At 70.3% G+C, this 17,181-nt stretch carries 11 protein-coding genes; 9 read left to right on the forward strand and 2 right to left on the reverse strand.

Going from position 1 to position 17,181, the window contains the following annotated elements:
• Positions 1-49 precede the first annotated feature (49 nt).
• Positions 50-799: a hypothetical protein gene (locus tag ACQP2O_RS11040; RefSeq protein WP_433182419.1), complete on the forward strand. Its 750-nt coding sequence runs from the start codon at positions 50-52 to the stop codon at positions 797-799.
• 8 nt (positions 800-807) lie between these two features.
• On the opposite strand, the gene ACQP2O_RS11045 is transcribed toward ACQP2O_RS11040, so the two are convergent.
• Complete coding sequence (locus tag ACQP2O_RS11045) at positions 808-1,209, reverse strand: PPOX class F420-dependent oxidoreductase (RefSeq protein ID WP_433190986.1); 402 nt, start codon at positions 1,207-1,209, stop codon at positions 808-810.
• Between the two features lie 128 nt (positions 1,210-1,337).
• Between ACQP2O_RS11045 and ACQP2O_RS11050 the strand changes: the two genes are divergently transcribed.
• Positions 1,338-4,682 (forward strand): NACHT domain-containing protein, encoded by a 3,345-nt coding sequence (locus ACQP2O_RS11050; RefSeq protein ID WP_433182422.1) that lies wholly within the window; start codon positions 1,338-1,340, stop codon positions 4,680-4,682.
• A gap of 48 nt (positions 4,683-4,730) precedes the next feature.
• On the opposite strand, the gene ACQP2O_RS11055 is transcribed toward ACQP2O_RS11050, so the two are convergent.
• Positions 4,731-5,249, reverse strand: a complete 519-nt coding sequence (locus ACQP2O_RS11055) for a GNAT family N-acetyltransferase (protein ID WP_433182425.1) — start codon at positions 5,247-5,249, stop codon at positions 4,731-4,733.
• A 460-nt stretch (positions 5,250-5,709) separates the two neighbouring features.
• On the opposite strand from ACQP2O_RS11055, the gene ACQP2O_RS11060 reads away from it, so the two are divergent.
• From ACQP2O_RS11060 to gatA, 7 genes are all read left to right on the forward strand, one after another.
• Positions 5,710-6,024, forward strand: a complete 315-nt coding sequence (locus ACQP2O_RS11060; protein WP_433182428.1) for a hypothetical protein — start codon at positions 5,710-5,712, stop codon at positions 6,022-6,024.
• A 103-nt stretch (positions 6,025-6,127) separates the two neighbouring features.
• A complete protein-coding gene (locus tag ACQP2O_RS11065; protein WP_433182431.1) occupies positions 6,128-8,293 on the forward strand; it encodes a hypothetical protein in 2,166 nt (721 codons plus the stop codon).
• Positions 8,294-8,342: 49 nt separating this feature from the next.
• A complete protein-coding gene (locus ACQP2O_RS11070) occupies positions 8,343-10,511 on the forward strand; it encodes a hypothetical protein (RefSeq protein ID WP_433182434.1) in 2,169 nt (722 codons plus the stop codon).
• Positions 10,512-10,619: 108 nt separating this feature from the next.
• A complete protein-coding gene (ligA, locus tag ACQP2O_RS11075) occupies positions 10,620-12,824 on the forward strand; it encodes an NAD-dependent DNA ligase LigA (protein WP_433182437.1) in 2,205 nt (734 codons plus the stop codon).
• Between the two features lie 226 nt (positions 12,825-13,050).
• Positions 13,051-15,147 (forward strand): putative bifunctional diguanylate cyclase/phosphodiesterase, encoded by a 2,097-nt coding sequence (locus tag ACQP2O_RS11080; RefSeq protein WP_433182440.1) that lies wholly within the window; start codon positions 13,051-13,053, stop codon positions 15,145-15,147.
• A 176-nt stretch (positions 15,148-15,323) separates the two neighbouring features.
• Positions 15,324-15,677, forward strand: coding sequence for an Asp-tRNA(Asn)/Glu-tRNA(Gln) amidotransferase subunit GatC (gene gatC, locus ACQP2O_RS11085; RefSeq protein WP_433182443.1), 354 nt, complete (start codon positions 15,324-15,326; stop codon positions 15,675-15,677).
• A 2-nt stretch (positions 15,678-15,679) separates the two neighbouring features.
• Positions 15,680-17,173 carry an Asp-tRNA(Asn)/Glu-tRNA(Gln) amidotransferase subunit GatA gene (gatA, locus tag ACQP2O_RS11090; RefSeq protein WP_433182446.1) on the forward strand — a complete coding sequence of 498 codons (1,494 nt, stop codon included), beginning with the start codon at positions 15,680-15,682 and terminating at the stop codon, positions 17,171-17,173.
• Positions 17,174-17,181: the final 8 nt, after the last annotated feature.

The following is a 17,181-nucleotide window of genomic DNA, read 5'->3' on the forward strand; positions in this document are numbered from 1 at the left end:
CCGGCGAGGGCTCGGCCGGATCACATCAGAATAGAAAGAGGCGGCTGCGATGGCGCGGGCGCGAGCGGAACGGCATGCCCAGGGCGGGTCTGCCGCCAGGCGGAAGAAGAGCGGCTCCGCCGCCGGGCGACAGAAGAGCCGGCCTACCACCGGCCGGAAGAAGAGCCCCGCCACCGGGCGAAAGAGCAGGCCCGCCGGGGGACGGACGAGGCGCAGTCCCCGCACCGGGAGCAGGCGTGGCGCGGCGGGATCTCCGCTCGGCGTCCTGCTCACGGCGGTCGGTGTCCTCGCCGCGATCGCCGTCCTCGGTCTCGCGGGCTGGCTGCTGACCTTTCCACTCGACGACGCCCGCTATTCGTCCGGGCTGTCCGGGACGCCGGGGACCTTCACCGCCGCGCGGTGTCACACGGCCGGGAGCGGCACGCCCGTCTGTACCGGGACGTTCGTGCCGGCGAAGAGCGGACTCGTCGATCGGAACGCTCATGTCCGCGACGCTCGGATCCAGGTCGGCAGGCCCGCCTCCCTGCGCCGCCGACCCGATGGCGGCTATGTCCAGCCCGGACCGGCGAAGACGGGGAAGGACCTCGCGACCGCCTTCGGGATCATCAGCCTCGCCGCGTTCCTCCTCGTGCTGCTCTGCGCGGCGCCGAAGCGGGTCTCGGCCGGCGGCTGGAAACGGATGCGAAAGAATCCCCCGCCCTGGGGGACGCTGCTGACCATCGTCGTCCCGCTGTTCGGAGCCTCCCTGCTCTTGGCCGGACTGTGCCTCCTCGTGGGCTTCCTGCTCTCCCACGTCTGAGGCACGGGTCACTCGGCGACGGTGCCCACCACCCGGTGTGGGGTGATGCGGATGACGACGCGGACGACCTCGGGCGGGAGCTCGACGTACTCCTCGCCGGCGCCGGACCCTTCGTAATTCTCGGCGAGTTCGACCGCCAGGCGCCTGCCGATGTCCTCGGTGATCGTGGCGGTGCCACGTACCTCGACGTACCGCTGAAAGTCGTTCCGGTCGAGCACGGTCAGGCTGGCGCGGGGATCGCGGCGCAGATTGGTCTCCTTACGCCGACCGGCGGCCGTGGAGATGAGCAGGTCATCGCCGTCCCGGCCGACCCACACCACCGAGGTCTGCGGGCTGCCGTCGGGGTTGATGGTCCCCAGGATCGCCGGATTCGGGTCGTCGATGAGCTCGCGGACCGCCTCGTTCAGCATCGTCACGGAGCCGACCGTAGGGCACAAAAGCCTACTGGGACCTGCCGGGGCGCAACCGGATCCGTAACGGCTGCGTCCAAGAAGCCGATTCTGTGGTGGCTCGTCCGGACATCGGTGCTGGGGGATTCGTGACGGGACTCGAACCGGCGGCCGCTGCCGCCGCCAAGGCGGTGGCGCAGCGGGCGGGGCGCGAGTGGCTGGCGGCACGGGCGGCGAAAGCCGACCGCGACAAGGACCTGACCGAGCTGATCAGGGTGTCGCTGCCCGACCGCTTCGTCCGGCGCAAGCTGGAACGCCAGCTCGCGGACATCGCCGACTCGGTCGAGAAGCGTCTCGCGGCGCTCGTCGAGCAGGAGTACGGCGGGCTCGGGGAGAGCGATCGCGCGGCCGTGCTGCTCGACGTCAGAGCGGCCATGGAGCGGCTGGACCTCTCCGATGATCTGATCTTCGGGGCGGACGCCGACCCGGTGAAGCTGGCCCGGCGCGTACGCGGGCTGGTTCCGTCTCCGGCCGGACATCACGGCGAGGCGGCCTCCCGGCTGTACGACGTGATGCTCGACGAATGCTGCGACTGCCTGGTGCGGATCCTGTTGGGCCTCCCGGAGTTCACGCCCCGCGCCCTGGTGGAGACGCTGTCCCGGACGTCCGATCTGGGGAATCAGATCTCGCTCGTCCTTGAGCGACTACCGGCCCGTACGCTCGACGCACCCGCCGGCACCCAGAACGACGCGGAGTTCGAACGACGCTACCTCGAGCACGTCGCCCGGAGCATGGACGCGATCGAGCTGTTCGGCCTGCGGGTGGACAACTACCGTCCGCGCGCCACGCTCAGCGTGGCGTACATCAGTCTCTCCGCGACGGCCGAGGACCGCCGCCGCGAGGGTCTCGAGCCGTTGAAGGTGGCGGCGCTCACCGGAGACCAAGGACGCGAGCCGTCCACCATGCGGGCCGAAGGGATGCTGGCCCGCTCGTCTCGCACGCTCCTGCGCGGCCAGGCGGGCTCGGGAAAGAGCACCCTGCTCGGCTGGATCACGGTGACGGCGGCGCGGAGAGCCTTCACCGGTGACCTCGCCGACTGGAACGGGCGAGTGCCCTTCCTGATCAAGCTCCGCAGCTGTGCCGAGAGCGGTCTCCCCCGACCGGAGGATCTCGTCACCGGTCCCCTCCAGGGACTGATGCCGCCGGCGTGGGTACATCGGGTGCTCGGTGCGGGGCGCGGGATCATCCTGGTCGACGGGGTCGACGAGGTTCCGCAGGGCAGGCGCGACGAGGTCCGGCAGTGGCTGCGCAAGTTGCTCGACGTCTATCCGAGTGTACGGACCGTCGTCACGTCCCGGCCGGCGGCGGCCGACACGCGCTGGCTCTCGGCAGAGGGCTTCCGGCCGGTGATGCTGGAGCCGATGACCCCGGACGACCTGCGGGAGCTCGTACGGCAGTGGCACGCTGCGGTACGCCACGCGGGAAGCCTTCCCTGTGCCCCCGAGGAACTGCCGGGGTACGAGGGCACCCTGCTGGCCCGGTTGGAGAGCGGTCCGCACCTGCGGGCGCTGGCGACGACACCTCTGCTCGCCGCCATGCTGTGCGCCCTCAACCTCGACCGGGTCTCGCACCTGCCCCGCGACCGCATGGGGCTGTACCGGGCCGTGCTCGACATGCTGCTCGAACGCCGCGACGTCGAGCGAGGGGTCCGGAGCCATCCCGGCATCGAACTCGAACGCGGCCAGAAGGAACGGCTGCTCCAGGAACTCGCCTGGCGGCTCACGATCCTCGGCCGCGCCGAGATGTCGAAGACCACCGCGCTGCGGCGGATGGAGGCCAGGTCTGCGGCCATGCCACGCGTCACCGCCTCGGCCGAGGAGCTGCTCGACTACCTGTTGCACCGCAGCGGCGTCATCCGCGAGCCGGTCCCCGGCCGCATCGACTTCGTGCACCGTACGGTCCAGGAGTACCTGGCCGCGAGGCAGGCGGCCGACGACGCCGACGTCGAGACGCTCGTCGAGAAGGCCCACCTCGACCAGTGGCGGGACACCGTCGTGATGGCCGCGGGGCACGCCAACGCGCCTCTCCGCCGGGATCTCATCAGCGGTCTGCTCGACCGTGCGGAGGCCGAGCCGAAACACGGCCATCGCCTGCGGATGCTGGTGGCCGCGTGTCTGGAGACCGTCCCCGACGTGCCACACGACTCCAGGGATCGCGTCGAGAAGTGCGTGTCGAGGCTCATCCCGCCGAAGAACGCAGCCGATGCGCGTCGTCTCGCCGCGGCAGGTGAAGAGATCCTGCGTCGCCTGCCCGAGTCACTCGACGGCCTGACGGAAGCGCAGGCGGCCGCCACCGTGCAGACCGTCTGGCTGATCAATGGCCCCGAGGCCATGCGGCTGTTGGCCGGCTACGCCGCCGACCCCAGATCCCGGGTGCAGAGCGAATTGGTGAACGGCTGGGACTACTTCGAACCGCATTCCTACGCCGAACAGGTCCTCGCTCAGGCCCCGCTGCTCAACGGATGGCTGACGCTCGATAATCCCGCCCTACTGCCCGCGGTGGCACGGCTCGAACGTCTTGAGCGCCTCGACGTGAACCTGCCCAAGGGATATGGGCTGGAAAACGTCACCGGAATCCCGGCGCTCAGACGGATATGCGCGGAAGGCGTCAAGCCGGCAACGCTCTCCCTTCTCGTAGAGCACGCGTCCCTGGAGGAGATCTGGCTGGACATCGAGGGGGCGCTGGGGGACGTGTCGTTGTTCGAGGCGTTTCCCCGGCTGGATGAGCTCAGTCTCTACCCGGATCGGTTCGTGGCCGACCTGGGATGCGTGGCCCGGTTGCATGCCCTGCGGTCCTTCGGGGCCGGGGGCCTCGGCGAGGTCTCCGACTATTCCCCACTCGCGGATCAGCGGGGGCTCCAGCAGCTGTATCTGCACAATTGCCCGAAGTTCGCCGACATCGAGGCGCTGTGCTCGCTCGACGACCTCCGCACACTGTTCCTGAGCGACGCCCATCTGCCCCAGGCGTGCTGTGATCAGCTGGCGGTGGCCTGCGCGAAGCTTGGAACGCTGAGCATCTACACGAACCAAGCGCTGGAGGACCTCAACGCCATATCCGATCTCCGGCTTGGAGTGTTGCAGGTCGGGGGTTGCGTACGGATCGGCGACATCAGCCCCTTGGCGCGCCTGACCGGGTTGACGCGGTTGGACCTAGGTGGGGTGCCGTTCACGGACCTGACGCCGGTCGGCGCGCTGAGGAGTCTGGGGATTCTGGTCCTCGACGGTTGTCCGGCCACGGTCGATCTCGGACCGCTGGGCGATCTGCCCAGGCTGCGCAGCCTGTTCCTGCTCGATGCCGCCGATGGCGTGGATCTCGTTCCCCTGGCGGGGCTGCGGAATCTGACGATCCATCTGTACGAAGGCCAACGCGTACAGGGCCTTGATCGCCTGCACCGTACGACGAGGATCCGCTGGCAGGCGCGGGAGCACGGCTGAACCACGGCGGCCGCATATGGCGCCGCCCGGAACCCGCCGTGGGCGCGATCATCGCCTGATACCTCGATACCACCGGATCTCGCCCTCCTGCCGTTCGTCGGTGGGCGCGAGTCCGGCGGCGGTGGCGACGGCGGCGGAGGCCTGGTGCTCGGGATGGATGTGGGCGATGACGCTCTCTACGGGCTGTTCACCGAGCCATGCGACCAGCCCTCGGGCCGCCTCGGTGGCGATGCCTCGTCCCTGCCATGGAGTCCCGACCACCCAGGCGATCTCGGAGACGAGTCCGCGACCGGAAGGGCTGACCGTTGCCTGGACCGTCCCCGTCAGGCAGGCCGCTTCGCGGAGGCGGATCACCCAGTTGAGCCAGCGGACGGCGGGATCGGGGGCGCCGGCGGCCATGCGCTCGTAGCGTGAGCGCAGATCCTGCGGGGTGTCCGGGGCGCCACCGATGAAGGTGTACAGGGCCGGGTCGGACAACACCACGGCCATCTCATCGGCGTGTTCGACGAGCAGCGGCATAAGGTCCAGCCGCCGGGTCGCGATTACCTCGGCACGGACGGCGTTCACGCGGTCATGTCCTGGCGGCGCTTGCCGGGCCGACCGTCGTCGTGGACGAGGACCGCGAGATGGCGTGCCCTCCCCGCGGGGGTGTCGCGCGGGTCGATCTCCATGGTCACGGAGCCAACCGTACGGGCGTCCAGGCGCGACGTGCCATCGCGAGGCGTTTCTCCAGTTTCAGGGGCGTCGGTATCGCAATGACGCGGGCCGAAAAGAGCTCGGGCTGAAAACGGTGGTCAGCCTCCATGCCGAAGTGCGTGGGTGGTCCTACCGCCGGTCCCGAATACTAGAGACAGTGCGAGCCCATTTCCGGTACGCGGCGGGGCTCGCCGGGACGCCCGGGAGGTTCACCGCCGCGCACTGCCACACGTACGGGTCCGGGCGCGGTAGTAGACGGGTCTGCACGGGGACGTTCACGCCGGCTAACGGAGGGCCCGCCGACACCGCCGCCCGGATCACCAACGCGCGGGTGCACGTCGGCAGGCCGACGACGCTGCGCCGTAAGCCGGACGGTCGATACGCCCAGACCGGTGCGGCCATCGCCGTGCTCGACGCGGCCGGTGTCCTCGGGATCGTGAGCCTCGCAGCACTGGCGTTGCTGGTGCTGTGCGTCATGCCGAGAAGCGTCCGGGTCGAGAACGACGTGCCGCTCAGCTCGAATCCGCAACCATGGGGGACGCTGATCCCTCTACTGCTCGGGGTGTTCGCCGGTTTCCTCGCCCTGGCGGCGCTGTGCGGGGTCGCCGCCGTCCTGCTCGCGCTCGGCCAGGCGTTCTTCGGATAGCGCGGGCCGCCGAGGCCCGGCGCCTCCGTCCGATTCGCCGCGGCATGCTTGATCAACGATCATGTAATACCCATGCGCCGAGATCTTCATTGCTGAGGTACCGATGGCCGACGACGTCGCAGGGCGGTTCGAGGAGGAGGCGGCCGAGGGCACGCCTCCGGAACCGCAGATCATGGTGGGCGGCCTGTTCGGCGTCGTCGGGCTGGCGTACCGGACCGCGGCCCGGCATCTGGTTCTTCTGCTGGTTCCGATCGCCCTCGTGCTGGTGCCCGTCGGCCTCGTCACGAGTGGCCTGTTCATCGCCGTCATCGGCCGGAACGGTCTCATCGCGAACGATGGTCTCGCTCCGTTGTCGGCGTCGTACGGGTTCATCGTGGCGCTGATCGTCGCGGTGGCGCTGTGGATCGCCGGTTACCTGCTGGCGCTGGCGGCGACGGCCGTCGTGTCGGCGGGACTGCTGCTGGGGCGGCCGGTCGGTGCCGGGAAGGCGCTGGCGGCGGCGGTACGACGTCCGGTGACGCTGTCGGCGCTCGGCGGGGTCGCGATCGTCGGCACCGGGCTGACCTTCGCGGTCGGCTTCGGCGTGGCGATCGTGACGAAGCAGTTCTGGTTCGGGGCCGGAACGTTCGTGTTTCTGCTGGTGTCCGGGCTGTGGCAGGCGCTCGCACTGCCCATCTCCACGCTGGAGGGCCAGGGCGCACGGTGGTCGATCCGCCGGGCCCGGTCCGTGTCGCAGGGGCGACGGACCCGGACCGTCCTCGCGGTTCTGCTGGGTGTGGTGCTGGGGCCGATCCTCGTTGTCGCGGGCCTGCGCTGGGCGTTGTCTTCGCTGGACGGCTTCGCCCACGTCGTGATCGGTGACATCGTTCTCGGCCTCGTCGGTCTGCTCGTCGTGCCGTTCCAGGCCGGAACGCTCGCGGTCGCGGCGCTGAACCAGGACTACCCCGTGGCGGAGGTTTCTCCGTACCCCGGCGCTCCCCAGGACAGACCCGGCACCCCGCTGGATCTCGCTCCGATCCGCGAGCGGCTCCCCTCCTCCGGTCGTCCTCGACTGCGTCGGGCGGCACTCCTCCTGCCGCTCCTGGTGCTGCCCGGGCTGCTGTACGGCGGGTACGTATGGTTCAACCCGCTCGGCCTGTCCGCCGATCGCGTGTTGCAGCCGAGCTTCGGCCGTGTGCCGGTGACGCTGCATCTGCTGCGCGGTGAGCGGCCGATGGCGATCGCCGGAGGCGCCCTGTCCACGCGGGTGTGCGCAGATCGTCGCTGCCGTCATAGCCGCCTTTACGAAAACGGGGATTCGGCGTTCACCAGAGCGCTCGGCTCCGCGCCCCTGCCGGACGGCAGGGTGGCCGTCGCCGCCTGGGTGCAGGGGCGGAATGGTGCTGAGGACGCGTTGCGGCTGTTCCCGTGCGGTCCGACCGGATGCGGTGACGAGCGGGCGATCGACACGGCGCCGATCGTCGAGCGGAACGATGCCGGGTCCCTGAGCGCGGCGGCGATGGCCACCGCCGGCGACGGCATCGTGATCGCCGCGAGTCGCCGCAGCGGGATGGATGGGGAACAGGTGCGGCTGATCCACTGCGCCGACATCCACTGCGCGACACCCCGGGCGGTCACCGTGGCGGATCTGGCACACACGGACCTCGGTTCCCTCAGCGGCCAGCTCGCCGTGGCCGTCGGGCGGGACGGCCGGGCGGTCGTAGCCACGCAGGATCGGCGTTCCGGCGCGATCACCATGATCCGCTGTGACCGGTCGGAGTGCCGCCACCCACAACTGACCCGGCCGGTCCCACCATCGGAGCCCTTGCCGGATACGGACCCGCCGCAGGACGACCGGTACGTGGACGGTGTCAAGGTCGTCATACCCCGTGACGATCGGCCCGTGCTGGCCTACCACGACTCACGGACCGGGGCGGAGCGGCTCCTGCGGTGCCGTACCCCCGATTGCGCGGCCGCCGACGTCGTGACGCTCACGGGCCCCGGGCTGTGGAACCTTCGGCCCGCCCTCGTGTTGGACGGTGACCGGCCGCTCGTGGCGACCTACGACCTCGGACGGAAGGCGGCCGTGCTCATCGACTGCCAGGACGCCGGATGCGCCCGCCGCCGCAGCGTCGTGCTGGGCCGGCTCAAGAACAGGCCCGGCTACCTCGACCTGGCCGTCGGCGGAGACCGGCGACCCCGCGTGCTCTGGACCGACGAGCGTGCCGGCCTCTCGGTCGGCACGAGCCGGCTGCACCTCACCACGTGCGCACGTCTTCGATGCGGTTGACAGCACGCCGGCACCCCCCAGGTGCCGGGAGCTTCCTGAAGAGGTATTGATGACCGACGACATCGACCAGGTCGGGCCGTCCTCGGAGCAGGCGTCCGAAGCCGCGGATTCGGAACCACGGATCACGGCGGGCCGGCTGTTCGGCGTCGTCGGGTCGGCGTACCGGACCGCGGCCCGGCATCTGGTTCTTCTGCTGGTTCCGTCCGTCGTCGTGCTCGTGCCCGTCGGCCTCGTCACCAGCGGCCTGTTCATCGCCGTCATCGGCCGGAACGGTCTCATCGCGAACGATGGTCTCGCTCCGCTGTCGGCGTCGTACGGGTTCATCGTGGCGGCGATCGCCGCGTTGGTGCTGGGGATCGCCGGTTACCTGGTGGCGCTCGCGGCGACGGTCGTCATGTCGGCCGGGCTGCTGCTGGGACGGCCGGTCGGGGCCGGGAAGGCCCTGGCGGCTGCGGTACGACGTCCGGTGACGCTGTCGGCGCTCGGCGGGGTCGCGGTCGTCGGCACCGGGCTGACCTTCGCGGTCGGCGTCGGCGTGGCGTTCGCGACGAAGGACCTCTGGTTCGCGGCTGGAACGTTCGTGTTTCTGCTGGTGTCCGGGCTGTGGCAGGCGCTCGCGCTGCCCATCTCCATGCTGGAGGGACGGGGCGCACGGTGGTCGATCCGCCGGGCCCGGTCCGTATCGCGTGGGCGAAGGACCCGGACCGTCCTGGCGATTCTGCTGGGTGTGGTGCTGGGGCCGGCCCTCGTCGTCGCGGGCCTGCGCTGGGCGTTGTCTGCACTGGACGGCTTCGCCTACGTCGTGATCGGTGACGTCGCTCTTGGTCTCGTCGGTCTGCTCGTCGTGCCGTTCCAGGCCGGAACGCTCGCGGTCGCGGCGCTGAACCAGGAGTACCCCGTCGCGGCGGCCGCTCTGTACCCCGGCGCTCCCCAGCACAGACCCGGCATCCCGCTGGACCTCGCGCAGATCCGCAGGCGGCTGTCCTCCTCCGTTCGTCCTCGACCGCGTCGGGCGGCACTGCTCCTGCCGCTCCTGGTGCTGCCCGGGCTGCTGTACGGCGGGTACGTATGGTTCAACCCGCTCGGTCTGTCCGTCGACCAGGTGTTGCAGCCGAGCTTCAGCCGCGGGCCGGTGACGCTGCATCTGCTGCGCGGTGAGTGGCCGATGGCGATCACTGGAGACGCCCTGACCACGCGGGTGTGCGCTGATCGTCGCTGCCGTCGCAGCCGTCTGTACGACTACCAGGAGGCCGGTCGTCTGGACGGAGGGACCGGCTCCGTGGCCCTGCCGGACGGCACGGTGGCCACCGCCGCCTGGCGTTTCCCGTTGTACAACAGGGTGTTGCGGCTGTTCCCGTGCGGCCCTGACGGATGCGGTGGCAACGGGCCGATCAACACGGCGCCGATCGTCGAGCAGTACGGGTACGACGCCGCGAGCCCGGCGATGACCACCACCGGTGACGGCATCCTGATCGCCGCGCTGCGCACCGGCGACAGACGCGACACGTCGGAGGTGCGGCTCATCCACTGCGCCGACATCCGCTGCCAGAGACTCCGGGCGGTCACCGTGGACCTTCTCCACTCGACGGGTTTCGACCCGCCCAGTAGTCCGCTCGCCGTCGCCGTGCGGCGCGACGGTCGGCCGGTGGTGGCCGTGGCGGAGAAGGACTCCGGCACCGTCTCCGTGATCAGCTGTGACCGTCCGGAGTGTCGTCATCCCCGGCTGACCCGGCCGGTGCCCCCACCGGCGCATTCGCCGAATGCGAGCGACATATCCGACGACCGTCGCCTGGACGGGGTCGAGCTCGTCATACCCCAGGATGATCGGCCCGTGCTGGCCTACACCGACCCGAGGACCGGAGCGGCGCGCCTGGTGCGGTGCCGTACGCCCGATTGCGCGGCCGCCGACGGAACGGCGCTCACCGGCCCCGGGCTGTGGCACACCCGGCCCGCCATCGCGCTGGACGGCGACCGGCCACTCGTGGCGACCTACGATCTCCGGCGCAAGGCGGCCATGCTCATCGACTGCCAGGATATGGGATGCACCCACCGCCGCAGCGTGGCGCTGGGCGCGCTGAAGAACGGCCCCGGCTACCTCGATCTGGCCGTCGGCAGGGACCGGCGTCCCAGCGTGCTCTGGAGTGACGAGCCCCCCGAGCGGTTCACCACGGGGCCTTTGCACCTGACGACCTGTGCACGTCCCCGTTGCGGTGATTAGCCCTCGGCGGCCCTAAGGAGGGTGCTCGGCGCCTGCGTTCAGGGTGTGCCGAAGGTGTGTTCACCTGGCGAGCCGCAGGTCAGATGTGTCGGTGGTACGCGAGACACTATGAGGCAGTGGCACTCGCACGGCAGGGAGAGACTCGTGGCGACAGGCGTACCCGACGCGGTCCAGCAGCGGCATTCGGAGCTGGCTCAGGAGCTCGACGAGGCCAACTACCGCTACTACGTCCTCGACTCCCCGACGATCAGCGACGCGGACTACGACCGGCTGATGCGGGAGATCCGGGCGCTGGAGGAGGAGCACCCGGAGCTGGTCACGCCGGACTCTCCGACGCAGAAGGTCGGCGCGCCGATCACGACCGACTTCGCGACGGTCGAGCACATCGAGCGGATGCAGAGTCTCGACAACGCGTTCAGCACCGATGACCTGTCGGCGTGGCTGACGCGCGCGGAGAAGGAGGTCGGCTCGGTCGCCAACTTCCTGTGCGAGCTGAAGATCGACGGGCTGGCGGTCAACCTGACGTACGAGAACGGCCGGCTCGTCCGGGGTGCGACGCGTGGTGACGGGCGCACCGGCGAGGACGTCACCAACAACATCCGTACGATCGACGCCGTGCCGCTCCAGCTGCAGGGCGACGACGTGCCGGAGCTGCTCGAGGTGCGCGGCGAGGTCTACCTGCCGGTCGAGGCGTTCGCGAAGCTCAACGAGCGGCTGGTCGAGACGGGCGAGCGGGAGCCGTTCGCCAACCCGCGCAACGCCGCCGCGGGCTCGCTGCGCCAGAAGGACCCGCGGGTGACCGCGCACCGTCCGCTCAGCATGATCGTGCACGGTTTCGGCACCTGGCGGGGCGGGCGGCGCCCGGAGAGCCAGTCCGACGCGTACGAGACCATGCGGTCGTTCGGGCTGCCGGTCAGCGACCGCTACCGGGTCGTCGAGAGCCTGGCGGAGGTCCACGCCTACATCGAGCACTATGGCGAGCACCGGCACGAGCCGGCGTACGAGATCGACGGCGTGGTGGTCAAGGTCGATCAGTTCGCGTTGCAGCGGAGGCTCGGTTCGACCAGCCGGTGGCCGCGGTGGGCGATCGCCTACAAGTACGCGCCGGAGGAGGTCAACACCAAGCTGCTCGACATCAGGGTCGGGGTCGGCCGCACCGGCCGCGTCACGCCGTACGGTGTGATGGAGCCGATCAAGGTCGCCGGCTCCACGGTCGCGTACGCGACGCTGCACAACGCGGACGAGGTCAAGCGCAAGGGCGTGCAGATCGGCGACACGGTCGTGCTGCGCAAGGCCGGTGACGTCATCCCGGAGATCGTCATGCCGGTCGCCGATCTGCGCGACGGCTCCGAGCGGGAGTTCGTGATGCCGGCGACCTGCCCGGAGTGCGGCACCGAGCTGCGGGCGCAGAAGGAGGGCGACGTCGACATCCGCTGCCCCAACGCGAAGAAGTGCCCGGCGCAGCTGCGGGAGCGGATCTACTTCGTGGCCAGCCGCAACGCCCTGGACATCGAGGCGCTCGGGTACGTCGCGGCGACCGCGCTGACGCAGCCGCTGGAGCCGGAGGACCCGCCGGTCAAGAACGAGGGCGACCTGTTCCACCTGACCGTCGAGCAGCTGCTGCCGATCAAGTCGGTGGTCCGTGAGCAGCGCACCGGCCTGCCGAAGATCGACCCCAAGACGGGGGAGGAGAAGGTCGTCACCTTCTTCGCGAACAAGGCCGGGGAGCCGAAGAAGACCGTCGAGAAGCTCTTCGAGGAGCTGGAGAAGGCCAAGAAGCAGCCGCTGTGGCGGGTGCTGGTGGCGCTGTCGATCCGGCACGTCGGGCCGACGGCCGCGCAGGCGCTCGCGCGGGAGTTCCGCTCGCTCGACCGCATCGCGTCCGCGTCGGAGGAGGAGCTGACGGCGGTCGAGGACGTCGGTCCGACGATCGCCGCCTCGGTCAAGGAGTGGTTCACCGTCGACTGGCACCGGGAGATCATCGAGAAGTGGCGCGCGGCCGGCGTGCGGATGGAGGACGAGGGCGCGGAGGAGGGGCCTCGGCCGCTCGAGGGCGTCACCGTCGTCATCACCGGATCCCTGGAGGGCTTCAGCCGGGACTCGGCGACCGAGGCCGTGCAGAATCTCGGCGGCAAGGTGTCCAGCTCGGTGTCGAAGAAGACCGGGTTCGTGGTCCACGGCGAGAGCCCGGGGTCGAAGTACGACAAGGCGGTCAAGCTCGGCGTTCCGCTTCTGGACGAGGCGGGATTCCGGGTGCTGCTGGAGAAGGGGCCGGATGCGGCCACCGAGGTCGCGGTCGTCGGAGAGGAGTGATCTCCCAAGACAGTGGTCATTCTGACCTGCAAGGCGATACTGTACGGTATCGATTGATTACCGAGGGGTGGCTTCACGGTCGAGTACAGGCGTAACGCAACGTGCGCAATCGGTTCCGCGAAGTTGCTCGGACGTCGTAGTCTCCCCTCAGTACGACATGTGTCCGTCCAAACACCATCGCCTCCCCCCAAAACGCAAGGTTTGGGTGTAACCCCCCGAGGACGTGATGAAGGACCCGAACAACACGCGGGACACGGTCCCCCGGCGTGGTTCCCCCCTGTGGGGCTACGTCGCCTGTGTCACGGTGGTCGGCGTCGCGGCCCTTGCCACCTCGGTCGCCTTCCTCAGCGTCGGCGACCTCAAGACGCTGGTCGGCGCCCCCCTCTTCTGGATCCTGGCCTTGCTGATCGTGAGCGGTGAGCTCAAGCCGATCATCACGCCGGGCTCCACCGAGACGACCGGCGCGACGGTCTCCACCACCTTCACCTTCGCCACACTGATCTACGCCGGCCTGCCCGCGGCACTGTTGCTGCAGGCCATCGCGACGGTGGCGACCGGGATGCTGCGCCGGCGCGCCCTGCACCGCACCGCCTTCAACGTCGGGCAGTACACCCTGAGCTTCGTCGCGTCGGGCCTGGTGCTGCTGGTGTTCGGCATCACGGCGTCGCCCACGCGGCCCTGGACGCCCCACGCCTCCGACCTGCCGATCATGCTGCTCGCGGGGATGGCGTACTTCCTCGTCAACCTGGTGCTGGTCAACACCGCGATCGCGTTCCACGAGCGCACCTCCGTCCTGAAGGCCATGCGCTGGAACATCGGCCTGCAGCTCCTCGTGCACAGCGCGCTGCTGGGGCTCGCGCCGCTGGTGGTCCTGGCGATGAGCTGGTCGGCGGCGTTCGTGCCGCTGTTCGTCCTGCCGTTCATCGCGGTGTACATCAACGCCTCGGTCTCGGTGAGCCGTGAGCACCAGGCCCTGCACGACGGCCTGACCGGCCTGCCGAACCGCAAGCTCCTGATCATGCGGACAGAGGAAGCGCTTGCTCAGGCCCGCCACCACGCCGAGCGCGCTCTCACGGCGCGCGGCCGCGACGGCGAGCCGCCGCTCCGCGTCGGCCTCTTCCTCCTGGACCTCGACCGGTTCAAGGAGGTCAACGACACCCTCGGCCACCCCACGGGCGACCGCCTGCTGCAGCTCGTCGCGCACCGGCTCACCCACAGCGTGCGGCCCGGCGACCTGGTCGCACGGCTCGGCGGCGACGAGTTCGCGGTCCTGCTGCCGACCGTGCGCGACGCGCGCAACGCCCGCGAGGTCGCGGCCCGGCTCCGCGCGGCGCTGAACGAACCGGTGCGCCTCGACGGGATGTCGTTCGATCTGGAGGCCAGCGTCGGCATCGCCCTCCACCCCGACCACGCGCCCGACTTCGAACTGCTGCTGCAGCGCGCCGACGTCGCGATGTACGTGGCGAAGGAAAATCGCACCGGGGTAGAGATCTATTCACCCGATCGCGACCGGAACTCCCCGGAGCGCCTCGGCCGGCAGGGACAGCTGCGGCGCGCCATCGACCGCTGCGAACTGGAGCTGTTCTTCCAGCCGAAGCTCTTCCTCGGAGACGGCCACCCGGTCGGCATGGAGGCGCTGCTGCGCTGGCGGCACCCGCAGAAGGGCCTGCTCACGCCGGAGCAGTTCCTGCCGATCGCCGAGCAGACCTACCTCATGCGCGGCATCACCGACTTCGTCGTCGACGCCGCGCTCACCCAGGTCGCGCGGTGGTGGAAGGCCGGGCTCCGCGTCCAGGTCGCCATCAACGCCTCCGGCCGCGACCTGCTCGACTCGGCGCTCACCGAGATGATCGCGTCGGGGCTGCTCCGGCACGAGGTGCCGCCGCAGGCCCTCCAGCTGGAGATCACCGAGCGGATCCTCATGAACGAGCCCGCCTACGCGGCCGACACCGTCGAGGCGCTGGCCGCCCTGGGCATCCCGCTCAGCCTCGACGACTTCGGCACCGGCTACTCCTCCCTCGTACGGCTCAAGAGCCTGCCGGTCGAGGAGATCAAGATCGACGCCTCCTTCGTGAGCCGGCTCCGCGAGGCGGGCGACGACGCGGTGATCGTCCGTTCGATCATCGATCTCGCCCGCACGCTCGGCCTGCGCTCGGTCGCCGAGGGCGTCGAGAACGCCGAGACGGAGCACCTCCTGCGCAACCTCGGCTGCGACGCCGCCCAGGGGTACCACTTCCAGCCGCCGATGACCGCCGGCGAGGCGACCGCCTGGCTGCGCGAGCACGTCTCGGAGCTCCAGGCCCCCGAGGGCGCCGCCCTCTGACGGACGCACAGGGGCGTCAACGGAGCCGCCCTCTGCGCCCATGGTGTGGTCCCGTGATCACCGGTGTTCCGGCCCTGTGATCAGGGCTGTGTAAACCACCCGTTAACCGGTCGTGGCCGGTTCTGCCCGCCCTCTAGGATGGCTGAGAACCCATCGATCGCAGAAACGGTTTCGACATGCTTAACGAGCACGCCGCCCATGGCTCCGCAGCCGCGGGCCAGGCCCGCGGCGGCGGAGCCATCACCCGCGAGGAGGTCGCCCACCTCGCCCGGCTGTCCCGGCTGGCGCTGCGCGAGGACGAGCTCGACCACCTCGCCACCCAGCTCGGTGACATCATCTCCGCGGTCGCGCGGATCCAGGAGGTCGCGGCGGAGGACATCCCGCCGACCTCGCACGCGCTCCCGCTGACCAACGTCTTCCGCGCCGACGAGGCGCGGCCCTGCCTCACGCCCGACCAGGCGCTGTCCGGCGCGCCCGCCGCCGACGAGCAGCGGTTCAAGGTCCCGCGGATTCTCGACGAGGAGGCGTGAGCATGAGCATCATCAAGAAGACCGCGGCCGAGCTGGGCGAGCTGATCGCCTCCGGCGAGGCGTCGGCGGTCGAGGTCACCCAGGCGCACCTGGACCGCATCGCCGCCGTCGACGACTCCGTCAAGGCGTTCGTGCACGTCGACCCCGACGTCGCCCTGGCGCAGGCCCGCGCGGTCGACGACCGCAAGGCGGCGGGGGAGACGCTCGGCCCGCTGGCCGGCGTCCCGATCGCGCACAAGGACGTCTTCACCACGTCCGACATGCCGACGACCTGCTCCTCCAAGATTCTGGAGGGCTGGCGCCCGCCGTACGACGCGACCATCACGCAGCGGCTGCGCGAGGCCGGGCTGGTCATCCTCGGCAAGACCAACATGGACGAGTTCGCGATGGGCTCCTCGACGGAGAACAGCGCGTTCGGCCCGACGCACAACCCCTGGGACCTGAACAAGATCCCCGGTGGTTCCTCCGGCGGGTCCTCGGCGGCGGTCGCCGCGTACGAGGCGCCGTTCGCCACCGGCACCGACACCGGCGGTTCGATCCGCCAGCCCGCCGCGGTCACCGGCCTCGTCGGCATGAAGCCGACCTACGGCGGCTCGTCCCGGTACGGCGTGATCGCGTTCGCGTCCTCGCTCGACACGCCGGGCCCGCTGGCCCGTACGGTCCTGGACGCCGCACTGCTGCACGAGGCGTTCTCCGGGCACGACCCGATGGACTCCACGTCGATCGACCAGCCGGTGCCGGCCGTCGTCGAGGCGGCGCGCCGCGCCGACGTCGCCGGGCTGCGGGTCGGCGTGGTCAAGGAGTTCGGCGGCGGCGAGGGCTACCAGCCGGGCGTGCTGGCCCGCTTCCACGAGGCCGTCGAACTGCTGGAGTCCCTGGGCGCCAAGGTCGTCGAGGTCTCCTGCCCGCACTTCACGTACGCGCTGCCGGCCTACTACCTGATCGCGCCGTCGGAGTGCTCGTCCAACCTCGCCCGGTTCGACGGCATGCGTTATGGCCTGCGCGTCGGCGACGACGGCACCCGCTCCGCCGAGGAGGTCATGGCGCTCACCCGCGCCGAGGGCTTCGGCGACGAGGTCAAGCGCCGGATCATGCTCGGCACCTACGCCCTGTCCAGCGGCTACTACGACGCCTACTACGGCAAGGCGCAGCAGGTCCGCACGCTGATCACGCGCGACTTCGACGCGGCGTTCGAGCAGGTCGACGTGCTGATCTCGCCGACGACGCCGACGACGGCGTTCCCGATCGGCGAGCGCGCCGACGACCCGATGGCGATGTACCTCGCCGACCTGTGCACGATCCCGTCCAACCTCGCCGGCAACGCCGCCATCTCGGTGCCCTGCGGCCTGGCGGACGAGGACTCCCTGCCGGTCGGCCTGCAGATCATGGCGCCGGTCCTCGCCGACGACCGCGTCTACCGCGTCGGCGCCGCCGTCGAGCAGGCCCTGCAGGACCGCTGGGGCGGCCCGCTCCTGGCCAAGGCCCCGGCACTCTGACCGGGCCC

It is taken from the genome of Actinoallomurus sp. CA-150999, from assembly GCF_050942425.1.
Taxonomy (GTDB): Bacteria; Actinomycetota; Actinomycetes; order Streptosporangiales; family Streptosporangiaceae; genus Actinoallomurus.

Coding starts and splice junctions, on each gene's coding strand:
- ACQP2O_RS11040 (WP_433182419.1), top strand. CDS start 50: ATGGCGCGGGCGCGAGCGGAACGGCATGCCCAGGGCGGGTCTGCCGCC.
- ACQP2O_RS11045 (WP_433190986.1), bottom strand. CDS start 1,209: ATGCTGAACGAGGCGGTCCGCGAGCTCATCGACGACCCGAATCCGGCG.
- ACQP2O_RS11065 (WP_433182431.1), top strand. CDS start 6,128: ATGGCCGACGACGTCGCAGGGCGGTTCGAGGAGGAGGCGGCCGAGGGC.
- ACQP2O_RS11070 (WP_433182434.1), top strand. CDS start 8,343: ATGACCGACGACATCGACCAGGTCGGGCCGTCCTCGGAGCAGGCGTCC.
- ligA (WP_433182437.1), top strand. CDS start 10,620: ATGAGGCAGTGGCACTCGCACGGCAGGGAGAGACTCGTGGCGACAGGC.
- ACQP2O_RS11080 (WP_433182440.1), top strand. CDS start 13,051: ATGAAGGACCCGAACAACACGCGGGACACGGTCCCCCGGCGTGGTTCC.
- gatC (WP_433182443.1), top strand. CDS start 15,324: ATGCTTAACGAGCACGCCGCCCATGGCTCCGCAGCCGCGGGCCAGGCC.
- gatA (WP_433182446.1), top strand. CDS start 15,680: ATGAGCATCATCAAGAAGACCGCGGCCGAGCTGGGCGAGCTGATCGCC.